Annotated in this window: 9 protein-coding genes; 5 read left to right on the top strand and 4 right to left on the bottom strand. The window is 72.9% G+C overall.

Annotated features, from left to right (window positions below; translation table 11 throughout):
- Positions 1-337: 337 nt before the first annotated feature.
- Positions 338-817, top strand: a complete 480-nt coding sequence (locus tag LQ51_RS13285; RefSeq protein WP_046565669.1) for a hypothetical protein — start codon at positions 338-340, stop codon at positions 815-817.
- Positions 818-1,372: 555 nt separating this feature from the next.
- Here LQ51_RS13285 and LQ51_RS13280 read toward each other — a convergent pair.
- Positions 1,373-1,600, bottom strand: coding sequence for a DUF2277 domain-containing protein (locus tag LQ51_RS13280; protein WP_046565668.1), 228 nt, complete (start codon positions 1,598-1,600; stop codon positions 1,373-1,375).
- A gap of 52 nt (positions 1,601-1,652) precedes the next feature.
- Here LQ51_RS13280 and miaB point away from each other — a divergent pair, with 52 nt between their 5' ends.
- Positions 1,653-3,152, top strand: a complete 1,500-nt coding sequence (gene miaB / locus LQ51_RS13275; RefSeq protein ID WP_046565667.1) for a tRNA (N6-isopentenyl adenosine(37)-C2)-methylthiotransferase MiaB — start codon at positions 1,653-1,655, stop codon at positions 3,150-3,152.
- A gap of 199 nt (positions 3,153-3,351) precedes the next feature.
- Here the strand turns inward: miaB and LQ51_RS13270 are convergent, their stop codons facing one another.
- The 3 genes from LQ51_RS13270 to LQ51_RS13260 form a co-directional block, all read right to left on the bottom strand.
- On the bottom strand, positions 3,352-4,782 hold the full coding sequence (locus LQ51_RS13270; RefSeq protein ID WP_197087695.1) for a pectate lyase family protein: 1,431 nt from the start codon (positions 4,780-4,782) through the stop codon (positions 3,352-3,354).
- 267 nt (positions 4,783-5,049) lie between these two features.
- Positions 5,050-6,666: a cellulase family glycosylhydrolase gene (locus LQ51_RS13265; RefSeq protein WP_046565665.1), complete on the bottom strand. Its 1,617-nt coding sequence runs from the start codon at positions 6,664-6,666 to the stop codon at positions 5,050-5,052.
- A 492-nt stretch (positions 6,667-7,158) separates the two neighbouring features.
- Positions 7,159-8,367: a DUF349 domain-containing protein gene (locus LQ51_RS13260; protein ID WP_046565663.1), complete on the bottom strand. Its 1,209-nt coding sequence runs from the start codon at positions 8,365-8,367 to the stop codon at positions 7,159-7,161.
- A gap of 203 nt (positions 8,368-8,570) precedes the next feature.
- Here LQ51_RS13260 and LQ51_RS13255 point away from each other — a divergent pair, with 203 nt between their 5' ends.
- From LQ51_RS13255 to dapF, 3 genes are read left to right on the top strand one after another with little or no spacing between them, the layout of a single operon-like run.
- Positions 8,571-9,299, top strand: coding sequence for a class III extradiol ring-cleavage dioxygenase family protein (locus tag LQ51_RS13255; protein WP_046565662.1), 729 nt, complete (start codon positions 8,571-8,573; stop codon positions 9,297-9,299).
- Positions 9,296-10,207, top strand: coding sequence for a tRNA (adenosine(37)-N6)-dimethylallyltransferase MiaA (gene miaA, locus LQ51_RS13250; protein ID WP_046565659.1), 912 nt, complete (start codon positions 9,296-9,298; stop codon positions 10,205-10,207). Before LQ51_RS13255 ends, miaA begins: the two co-directional genes overlap by 4 nt.
- A gap of 7 nt (positions 10,208-10,214) precedes the next feature.
- Positions 10,215-11,060 (top strand): diaminopimelate epimerase, encoded by an 846-nt coding sequence (gene dapF / locus LQ51_RS13245; RefSeq protein WP_046565658.1) that lies wholly within the window; start codon positions 10,215-10,217, stop codon positions 11,058-11,060.
- Positions 11,061-11,161: the final 101 nt, after the last annotated feature.

The following is an 11,161-nucleotide window of genomic DNA, read 5'->3' as shown; positions in this document are numbered from 1 at the left end:
ACGATCAAAAAGGTAACGGGGGCAGGCATTCGGCCCGCCGACGGGCTGTCATTCGGCCCGCCGAAGGGCTGTCATTCGACCCGCCGAAGGGCTGTCATTCAGGCCCGCCGACGGGCAGGCGTTCGGGCCCGTTGACGGGCATGTCGCTGCTGGGCGAGCGGCACCATACCCGATAAACTGTCATCTTCCCGCTACTCTGGGCAACGCGGCTCGAGGAAATTTTGCCCGGAATGGTCACAGACCGGTAACTTGCCCCCGGCTGAGGTCAAATGCACCCCACCATCGTGAGTAAGGCCCGATCCGGAGGCCGGTGGAACGAGCACAGCGAGGAGGCGGCATGACCGAGCTGTGGAACTGGAGAATCGACGGCGCGGCGCCCGCGGAGGTCTACCCGGCGCTGGCCGAGGCGCTCGGGCGGGTGGTCATGCCGCTCGCCGTCGCCGACCCGGCCCGACTGCCCGCGTACGCGGTGGTCTGCGACGTCTGGGAGGCGCCGGGGGAGTACGGCACGGTGGTCGACTGCTACGGGGTGCCCGACGCCCTGCCCGAGCGGCCCAGCATCGCGGCACTCGCCCGGCTGCTGGACCGCAACTGCCTGATGCGCGACGACACCCTGGACGCCGGGCGGCACCTGCTGGTCGCCCCCGACGGCACGATCCGCCCGGTGCACTTCGCCGTGGTCGAGACCGACGACGGCGAGGTGCTCAGCGACCAGCGTCTCTGCACCCTCGCCGACCCCGGCTGCCGCGGCTGGTCCCAGTGCCACCGCTCGCGCTGGGCGCCCGACACGATCGCCCCCGCCCTGGCCGCCGCCTAATCTCCCTTCGGCCCCGCCGGGCCGGCGCTCGGCAACGACATGCGGCAGATCGTGGCATCCCGGTCGCGGGTAGGCCCGATTCGCCGCATTCCGTGGCGCCGCCCGGTCGCCCTGTCGCCGTCCGACCGGCCGACAGAGTGGCCGGCGTCGGCCCGGTGCTCGGCAACGGCATGCGGCAGTTCGTGGCATCCCGGTCGCGGGGAGGCCCGATTCGCCGCATTCCGTGGCGCCGCCCGGCCGCCCGGTCGCCCTGTCGCCGTCCGACCGGCCGACAGAGCGATGGGTGCGCCGGATGCGCCAACTCGGGGCACCCTGGTCGCGGGTAGGCGCAACTCGCCGCAATCCGTGGTCCCGCCCTGACGGGCCCCGCCCTGACGGGCCCCGCCCTAAGGGGTCCTACCCGACCGGGTTCCCGCCGGACGGGGTTCCCGCCGGACGGGGTCCTTGCTGGGCCGGGTCCCGCCGGACGGGGTCCGGCTCGACTGGGCCGCCCGGTTGACCGGGTTCCCACCCGCCCGGACCTGGACCCCGGACCGCGAGCCCGCCGGCGGGCGGTCAGGCTCGGGCGGTGGGCGCCTGGCCGCGTACCACCAGTTGGTCCAGCAGGGTTGCCGTGGCGGCGGCCACCGCGTCCACGGCGGCGTCGAACGCCTCGGCGTTGTGCGCCGCGGGGGTACGGAATCCGGAGATCTTCCGGACGTACTGCAATGCGGCCGCCCGGATGTCCTCCTCGGTGACCACCGGGACGTAGGGCTCACGCAGGGTCTTGATGCTTCGGCACACGGCTCCTCCTCGTTCGTTCCGACCAACTCGGCCCGGATACGCTGTCCGGGTCATGACTACCGCAGCCGCGGGCAGCCCGCGCACCTACCAGGTGCGTACGTACGGCTGCCAGATGAACGTGCACGACTCCGAGCGCATCTCCGGCCTCCTGGAGGCGGCCGGCTACGTGCGCGCCGTCGAGTCCGATGAGCAGCCCGACGTGGTGGTGTTCAACACCTGCGCCGTCCGGGAGAACGCCGACAACCGGCTCTACGGCAACCTCGGTCATCTGCGCCCGGTCAAGGTCAAGCACCCGGGGATGCAGATCGCGGTCGGTGGCTGCCTGGCCCAGAAGGACCGCGGCGAGATCGTCCGCAAGGCCCCCTGGGTGGACGTCGTCTTCGGCACGCACAACATCGGCGCGCTGCCGGTGCTGCTGGAGCGGGCCCGGCACAACGCCGCCGCCGAGGTGGAGATCCTCGAGTCCCTCGACGTGTTCCCCTCGACGCTGCCGACCCGGCGCGAGTCGACGTACGCCGGCTGGGTGTCGATCTCGGTGGGCTGCAACAACACCTGCACGTTCTGCATCGTGCCCGCCCTGCGCGGCAAGGAGAAGGACCGCCGCCCCGGCGACATCCTCTCCGAGGTGCGCGCCCTGGTGGACGAGGGCGTGCTGGAGGTGACCCTGCTCGGGCAGAACGTCAACTCCTACGGCGTCGAGTTCGGTGACCGGTACGCGTTCGGCAAGCTGCTGCGCGCCTGTGGTGACATCGACGGGTTGGAGCGGGTCCGGTTCACCAGCCCGCACCCGAAGGACTTCACCGACGACGTGATCGCCGCGATGGCCGAGACGCCGAACGTCTGCCATTCGCTGCACATGCCGTTGCAGTCCGGCTCCGACGACGTGCTGCGGGCGATGCGCCGCTCGTACCGGTCGGAGAAGTACCTGGGCATCATCGAGAAGGTCCGGGCGGCGATGCCGGACGCGGCGATCACCACGGACATCATCGTCGGCTTCCCGGGCGAGACCGACGCCGACTTCGAGAAGACCCTCGACGTGGTCCGGGCGGCCCGGTTCTCCTCGGCCTTCACCTTCCAGTACTCCAAGCGTCCCGGCACCCCGGCCGCCACCATGGACGGCCAACTGCCCAAGCAGGTCGTCCAGGAACGCTACGAGCGGCTGATCGCCTGCGTCGAGGAGATCACCTGGGCGGAGAACCGCAAGCTGGTCGGCGAGACCGTCGAGGTGCTGGTCGCCGTCGGCGAGGGACGCAAGGACGAGCGCACCGGACGGATGTCGGGCCGGGCCCGGGACGGCCGCCTGGTGCACTTCGAGGCCGGGCAGTTGGCCGGGCAGATCCGCCCCGGTGACGTCGTGCACACCACCGTCACCTACGCCGCGCCGCACCACCTCAACGCCGACGGGGCGCCGCTGTCGCACCGGCGGACCCGGGCCGGTGACGCCGCCGAGGCGGGACGCGCCCCGCGTACCCCCGGGGTGCTGCTGGGGCTGCCGAGCGTCGGCGCGCCGGCCGCGGTGCCCGCGCCCACCGGCGGCTGCGCCGCACATTGAGCCGCGCGACCGGGCCGCGCCCACGGGCCTGAGCCGCGGGGCCGGGCCGCGCCCCACGGGCCTGAGCCGCGGCGCGGAGCCGCGCCCATCGGCCTGAGCCACAGGGCCGGGACGCGCCCCGCGCCCACCAAGGGCTTGCCGCGCACTGAGACGCGGGGCGGGGTCCGCCGGCCGTGGCGGGCCCCGCCCCGCTGCACCGTCAGACGGTGATCCGGCCGGCGCCCGCGCCGCCGGTCACGATCGACTTGACGCTGCTCGCGCTGTCCAGCGTGTACGAGTACGGGATGCCGGCGACGCTGCCGCCGGTCTGGCCGCCGCCGGAGTTGACCAGGTAGTTGTTGCGGGCAACCAGGCTGCCGGGGCCGGAGTCGCCTTCGCCGAGGTGGTACGGGTCCTTGACGTTCTCGAAGTAGTTGCCCTCGACGAGGACTCCGGCGTTCATGGTGGAGGCCACGCCGTAGCCGCTGTTGTTGTAGTAGTAGTTGTTGTAGACGTGGACCGGGTTGCCGAAGCGGACCCGGGGGTGGCGCTGGGTGCTCGCGTCGAACCAGTTGTGGTGGTAGGTCACCCGCAGGTGGCCGGAGTCCTGGGCGCCGTTGTCGTCGCTGTGCCCGAGCAGCATCGTCTTGTCGTGGTTGTAGACCCGGTTCCAGGAGACCGTGACGAAGTCGGAGCCGCGCTTGATGTCGACCGCGCCGTCGTACCCGTGGGTGAAGGTGTTGTGGTCGATCCAGACGTTGGTGGCCGACTCCTGGACGTTGATGGCGTCGTCGTCCCAGTCCCGGAAGGTCAGGTTCCGGATGATCACGTTGCGGTCGCCGCTGATGTTGAGGCCACAGCCGGCGATGGTGGCGCCCGCGTTGCCGAGGATGGTCTTGTTGGACCGGACCCGCAGCATGCCGGAGCAGGTGATGGTGCCGGAGACGCGGATGACCGCCGCGCTGCTGGAGCCGACGGCGGAGCTGAGGGCGGAGGCGCTGGTGACGGTGGTGGCCGCCGCGTTGCCGCCGCCGCTGGTGCCACCGTTCTGGGTGGCCCAGCCGACCAGTCCGGTGGTGCTCGGCGGCGGGGTGGTGCCGCCGCCCCCACCGTCGACCCGGATCAGCTGCCACTGCTGGTTGTAGCCGTCCAGGTCGGCGTACTGGGCGATGCTGCCGCCGTCCGCGGTGGACCACTGCCACAGGTCCAGCGCCTTGCCGCTGTGCCGGTTGATGAACCGCACGTAGCCGCCGGCGGAGTCGCGGAGCGCGAAGTGCTGCTTGGTGTCGCTGCTGGCCGTCGTCTGGATGACCTGGGCGCCGTCGACGGCGTTGGGCACGGCGACGACCTTGCCGGAGTGCCGGTTGCGCAGCTGGTAGTAGCCGCTGCCCACGTCGACGAACTGGAACTGCTGGTTCGCGCCGTCGGTGCGGGTGTACTGCCGGATCTCGCCGCCGTCCGCGGTGGACCACTGCCACAGGTCCATCGCCTTGCCGCTGTGCCGGTTCACGATCACGTAGTAGGCGCCGGTGTCCACGCTCGCCGCGGCGGCCGGCGCGACGGCCACGGCGGCGACCGCCGCGGGTATCGCGAGCACGGCCGCGGCGACCGCCGCGAGCCGTCGGACCAGGTGACGCTTGACGTTTGTCACGGGTTCTCTCCTTTCTGTCGGTGCGAACCGGGCGGATGGCGTGCTGGTACGTCCGCACCTCGGATGTCGGTGCCGGCCGGGGTCCCCGACGCCCGCTGGCCGACGGGGAGGAATTCCCGTGGTCGGCCTGGCTCCGGTGCGCCTGGGAGGACGCCAGGCAAGCGCTTTCCAATCAGAAGAACACAGACGAGCATCGATGTAAACCGCTGCCGCTGCGGGAAGGCCCCTCGCCGACGGACCCGCCGGTGAGGGGCCTTCCGTGCCGCATCAGCAGGCGGTGCCGTTGAGCTTCACCGAGCCCGGCGCGGAGGCCGTGCCGTTCGCGGTGAAGCCGATGGTCACCGAGGCCCCCGGCGCGAGCGACGGCGACCAGGTCGGCGCGGCTGCGGTGACCGTGCTGCCGGACTGGGTCACGGTGGCGTTCCAGCCGCTGCCCAGGGTCACCCCGGACGGCCAGGTCCAGGTCACCGACCACGGGTTCACCGAGGCGGTGCCGCTGTTCTTCACCGTCAGCTCGCCCTGGAAACCGCCCTGCCACGCGTTGGTCTGCTTGTAGGTCGCCGTGCAGCCCCCGCTCGGGGCGGGCGTGGTCGGGTTCGGTGAGGTGTTCGGGGTGCCGGTCGGGGACGGGCTGGTCGTCCCGCCGCCGCCCACCGGCGCGATCAGGTACGGCTGGAGGATGTCCTGCTTGGCCTGGTTGATGGTGGTCCAGTCGTCGTTGGCGATGCCGCCGGTGTCACCCGAGTTCGGGTTCCACGACCAGTAGGTGAAGGACATCCCGTTCACCCCGGTCCCGGTGTACGCCATCAGGTTCTGCAACCAGACCTTGTCCTTCGGGTCCTGCAGCGTGCTGCCGAACTCGCCCATCATGATCGGCGCGATGTTCTGCTTGTAGAGGTAGCCCCAGTACTTGTCCCAGATAGCCGGCAGGTTCGCCGGGTAGCTCGGGTCGTCGAACCAGGTCTGGTGGTAGACCGAGATCGCGTACTCGTGCGGGGAGTAGACCAGCCGGTTGGCCACGTTCAGCCGGACCGGGAACTGGCCGGCCTTGGAGAGGTTGCCGCCCCACCAGCCGCAGTCCTCGTCGTTGCTGGGGTCGTTGTCCCAGACGTTCGACAGGCCACCGCTCGGGCAGCTCACCCCCTCCACGAAGATCAGCCAGTTCGGCTGCACCCCGAGGATCGCGTTGCCGGCCCGTTCGGCGGCCAGCCGCCAGTCCCGCGCGGTGTCGCCGCAGCCCCAGCACGCGCCGGTGGCCGCCGGGTTGGTGCCCTCGGCGTGCGGCTCGTTGTGCAGGTCCGCGCCGATCACCGTGGTGTTGCCGGCGTACCGCTGGGCCAGCATCTTCCAGTCGTTGATCCAGGTCGCCTCGGAGACCCCGGAGGTGTACCAGAGCGGCGACTGCCCGGCCGAGGTGGGCCGGTGCCGGTCCAGGATGACCCGCATCCCCTTGCTGCCCGCGTAGTCGATGACCTTGTCGAGGATCTGCAACGGGGAGAGCCCGATCAGGTCCGGGTTGACGAAGTCGTTGATCCCGGTGGCGGTCGCGCCCGACTTCAGCGCGTCGTTCGAGTACGGGATGCGCAGCGTGTTGTAGCCCAGCCGAGCCATGGTGTCGAGCTGGCCGCGCCACGGGTTGCTCGACCACAGACCGTGGAAGGTCTTGTTGTCGGTCTCCATGCCGAACCAGTTGATGCCGGTGAGCCGGACCGTGGCTCCCGTACTGTCGACGATCTTGTTGCCGCTGGTGTGCAGGTAGCCGGTGCCGGTGCCGCCGCTGGCGGCGGCGGCCGGGGTGGTGCTGATGGTGGCGGCGACGAGGACGCCGGCCGCGGCGGTGGCGAGCGCCGCGAGGGCGCCGCCGAGGGCGGTAGGTCGGTGCATCAGGGCTCCACTTCGGATGCCCGCGCCGCGCGAGCGCCGCGGGCGGTGAGACCAGGGGGAGACGGCCCGCTCGTCATCGAGTACGCGGACAGCGCGCGTCGGGCCGTGTCACGTGGACGGCCACTCGCGGAAGAAGTCACCGGCGACCCGCGACGGCGTGCTCGCCGCCGGGTGCCCTCGCGCCGGTGTTGACCTGGCTCTGCCGCCATTCTGATCAGCTCGCCTCGATGCGTCAACACGGCACCGGCCGCCAGCCCGGGGACAGCGCATTCCGGCCGTGGCGGGCCCGCTCGGCGGACCGGTCCGGTTCGGGCCGGGGAGGAAGCCCTCGCCGGGTCGGCCGGGCCGGACGGCCGGAAGCCCTCGGTCCCGGGCCGGACGGCCGGAAGCCCTCGGTCCCGGGCCGGACGGCCGGAAGCCCTCGGTCCCGGGCCGGACGGCCGGAAGCCCTCGGTCCTGTGGTGGGATCGAGGGCTTCCGGTGACGCTCGGGTCAGCCGGCCTGCTCGGCCAGCTGGAGGAACTGCCGCTTCGAGGCGAGCGCCTGCTCGGCCTCCTTGATCCGCCGGGCGTCACCGGCGGCCTGGGCCCGGGCCAGCCGCTCCTCGGCCTCGGCGACCTGGGACCGCATCTGGGCCAGCAGCGGGTTGTCTTCCTTGGTGGTCCGCCGCCACGCCGAGTCCATGACCTCGCGGACCTTGTCGTCCACCGCGCGCAGCCGGCGCTCCAGCCCGGCGGCGGCCTCGCGGGGCACCCGGCCGGCCTCGTGCCACTGCGCCTGGATCTCCCGCAGCTTCGCCTGGGCGCCCTTCGGGTCGCCGTCCACGTCCAGCGCCTCGGCCTCGGCGAGCAGCGCCTGCTTGCGCTCCAGGTTGGCCCGCTGCTCGTTGTCCCGGGCGGAGAAGACCTCGCTGCGCCGGGTGAAGAAGGCGTCCTGCGCCGCCCGGAACCGTTCCCAGAGCTTCTGCTCGGCCTCCTTGGACGCCCGCGGGGCGGCCTTCCACTGGGCCATCAGATCCTTGAGCTGGTTGGCGGTGACGCCCCAGTCGGTGGACTCCGTCAGCTTCTCCGCCTCGGCGACCAGCTCCTCCTTGACCGTCTGCGCCTGCTTGCGCTGCTGGTCGAGGGAGGCGAAGTGGGCGCCCCGGCGGCGGGTGAACGCGTCACGGGCGGCCGCGAACCGCTTCCACAGCTCGCCGTCGGTCTTCTTGTCGACGCCGCGAATGGTCTTCCACTCGTCGAGGATCTCCTTGAGCCGGTCCCCGGCGGTCTTCCAGCCGGTCGACTCGGCGGCCAGCTTCTCCGCCTCCTCGACCAGGGCGGTCTTGCGGGCAAGGGCTTCGCCGCGGGCGGCTTCGCGGGCCGCCTTGGCCTCGCCGGCCTTCTCCTCGGCCACGACGGCCAGCTTGTCCAGGCGGGCGGCGAGCGCGTCGATGTCGCCGACCACGTGGGCCTCGGCCAGCGAGGCGCGGATCCGCCGGATCGTGGTCAGCGAGTGGCCGGCGTCCGCCGCGCCCGAGTTGAGCCGGGCCTCGGTCAGGTTGACCTCCGTCACCAGGTCGGCGAAGCGCCGGGCGAAGTGGGCCAGCCCCTCCTCCGGGGCGCCCGCCTGCCAGGATCCGACCACCCGCTCACCCTCGGCGGTCTTGACGTAGACGGTGCCGTCCTCGTCCACCCGTCCGAAGGCAGTCCAGTCGCTCATGTGCCCATCCTCGTTCTCCCGGCGTCGATGGGACTGCCCCCTCGATCGCCGCCACGGCGCAGCAAAGTCACTCCCGGCATTGTCACAGGTCCGACCCGGTCCGTGTCGAGCGCCTGTCGTCGACCGTGACCATACGGTGTCGTACCGCCGTCATGACCGGATCGGCCCGGGGACGCTCCGGTGAGTACGGATAGGTTGAACGGGTGCCTCTGGTCGCCGCCGCCGTCTGCCCCCACCCGCCCCTGCTCGTGCCGGAACTGGCCGGCGCCGCCGCCGGTGAGCTGGACGACCTCCGCGCCGCCGCCGACGCCGCGGTCGCCCGGCTGCTCGCTGCCGGAGCGCGCACCGTCGTGGTGGTCGGTGCGGCGGACCGCACCGCCGAGCTGTCCTACCCGTACCGCGGGAGCTTCGCGCCCTGGGGAGCGCCGCTGGAGGTGCGACTGGGACGGCATCCCGCCGGGATCATCGGTACCGATGGACTGCCACTGAGCCTCCTCGTCGGCGCCTGGCTGCTGAATCGCGTGCGGCAACAGGTCGCGACGACCTGGCGGATGATCTCCGTGGCGGCCGACGAGTCGGTCGAGCGGTGCGCCGCCGGCGGCGGCCGGCTGGGTTCCGGGACGCAGCCGTGGGCGCTGCTGGTGATGGGGGACGGGTCGGCCTGCCGGGGCGTCAAGGCGCCCGGCTACGACGATCCGCGCGCGCCCGCGTACGACGAGGGGGTTGCCGTGGCCCTGGCCGGCGCGGACGCCGCGGCCCTGCTCGACCTCGACCCCGGGTTGTCGGCGGAGCTGAAGGTCGCGGGGCGGGCGCCGTGGCAGGTGCTGGCCGGCGCGGTCCGGGCGGCGGGCGGCGACTGGCGCGGTGACCTCAGCTACCACCAGGCCCCCTACGGCGTTGCCTACTTCGTGGCGAACTGGGCGCGCGCATGACCGGCACCGTGGTCGCCGTGGTCGGGCCGACCGCGGCCGGCAAGTCGGCGCTGAGCATCGCCCTGGCGCACGCCCTCGACGGCGAGGTGGTCAACGCCGACTCGATGCAGCTCTACCGGGGCCTGGACATCGGCACCGCGAAGCTGACCCCGGCCGAACGCGACGGCGTGCCGCACCACCTGCTCGACATCTGGGCGGTGACCGAGCCGGCCAGCGTCGCCGAATACCAGCGGCTGGCCCGCGCGGCGGTCGACGACATCCTCGCCCGGGGCCGGGTGCCGCTGCTGGTCGGCGGCTCCGGCCTGTACGTGCGGGCGGTGCTGGAGCAGTTCGAGTTTCCCGGCACCGACCCGGCGGTCCGCGAGCGGCTGGAGGCGGAGCTGGCCGAGGTCGGGCCGGCCCCGCTGCACGCCCGGCTGGCCGGGGCTGACCCGGCGGCGGCCGCGAGCATCCTGCCCAGCAACGGCCGGCGGATCGTCCGGGCCCTGGAGGTGATCGAGCTGACCGGGGCCCCGTTCACCGCGGCGCTGCCCGCGCCCACGCCGTACTACCCGTCGGTGCAGCTCGGGGTGGACCTGGACACCGCGCTGCTCGACGAGCGGATCGCGCTGCGGGTCGACCGGATGTGGGCCGACGGCCTGGTCGCGGAGACCCGGGCGCTGGTCGGGCGCGGCCTGCCCGAGGGGCGGACGGCCAGCCGGGCGCTCGGCTACCAGCAGGTGCTGCGTTTCCTGGCCGGGGAGATCTCCGAGGTCGAGGCGCACGACGAGACGATCCGGGCGACCCGGCGGTTCGTCCGCCGGCAGCGCTCCTGGTTCCGGCGCGACCCGCGCATCCACTGGCTGGACTCGGCGTCGCCCGGCTTTTCCGACACTGCCCTGCGGGTGGTCGCCGAGCATCGGCGATGATGGGGGCGTGGAGTTCACCAAGGGCCACGGCACCGGCAACGACTTCGTCATCCTGCCCGACCCGGACGGCGCCCTCGACCTGACGCCCGGCCTGGTCGCCGCGCTCTGCGACCGGCGGCGCGGCCTCGGCGGCGACGGCGTGCTGCGGGTGGTGCGGGCCGCCAAGCACCCGGACGGCGCCGCCCTGGCGGGTGAGGCCGAATGGTTCATGGACTACTGGAACTCCGACGGCTCCTTCGCGGAGATGTGCGGCAACGGCGCCCGGGTCTTCGTCCGCTACCTGCTGGCCACCGGGCTGGCCACGCCGTCCGGCGGGGCGCTGCCGCTGGCCACCCGGGCCGGCCTGGTCCGGGCCCGGGTGGAGGGCGAGGCCGTCGCCGTCGAGATGCGCCGCCCCCGGCTGTACGACGCGGCCATCGCCACCATCGGCGGGCTGACCCTGCCCGGCGCGGCGGTCGACGTCGGCAACCCGCACCTGGTCTGCGCCCTGCCCGCCAGCCTGGAGCTGTCCGGCCTGGACCTGACCCGGGCCCCCGAGGTGGACCCGTCGGTCTTCCCGGCCGGGGTCAACGTCGAGTTCACCGCCCCCGGCGAGCCGGTCGACGGCACCGACGGGCACGTGCTCATGCGGGTCTACGAGCGGGGTTCGGCCGAGACGCTCTCCTGCGGCACCGGCGCCTGCGCGGTCGCCGCGGTGGCCCTGCGCGACGCCGGCCGGGACACCGGCACGGTCGCGGTCGACGTGCCCGGTGGCCGGCTCACCGTGACGGTGACCGCGGACTCCTGCTGGCTCTCCGGCCCCGCCGTGCTCGTCGCCACCGGCGATATCACCCTGCCTAACCTACTTCCCTGACCCCCCACCCCCCGGCGGTACACCGACCGCCCACCCCCCGCCCAGCCCTCGCCTCACCCACCCCGCCCCCGCCCCCGCCCGCCCCGCGCCGCCCCCGCCTC

The organism is Micromonospora sp. HK10, assembly GCF_000982955.1.
Lineage (GTDB): Bacteria > Actinomycetota > Actinomycetes > Mycobacteriales > Micromonosporaceae > Micromonospora.
Note: the sequence above shows the minus strand (reverse complement) of the source record. Positions and strands in the feature narration are given on the sequence as shown.

What these genes read in the sequence shown, in the direction of transcription:
- miaB (WP_046565667.1), top strand. Translation starts at nt 1,653, where the DNA reads ATGACTACCGCAGCCGCGGGCAGCCCGCGCACCTACCAGGTGCGTACG.
- LQ51_RS13260 (WP_046565663.1), bottom strand. Translation starts at nt 8,367, where the DNA reads ATGAGCGACTGGACTGCCTTCGGACGGGTGGACGAGGACGGCACCGTC.
- LQ51_RS13265 (WP_046565665.1), bottom strand. Translation starts at nt 6,666, where the DNA reads ATGCACCGACCTACCGCCCTCGGCGGCGCCCTCGCGGCGCTCGCCACC.
- LQ51_RS13285 (WP_046565669.1), top strand. Translation starts at nt 338, where the DNA reads ATGACCGAGCTGTGGAACTGGAGAATCGACGGCGCGGCGCCCGCGGAG.
- miaA (WP_046565659.1), top strand. Translation starts at nt 9,296, where the DNA reads ATGACCGGCACCGTGGTCGCCGTGGTCGGGCCGACCGCGGCCGGCAAG.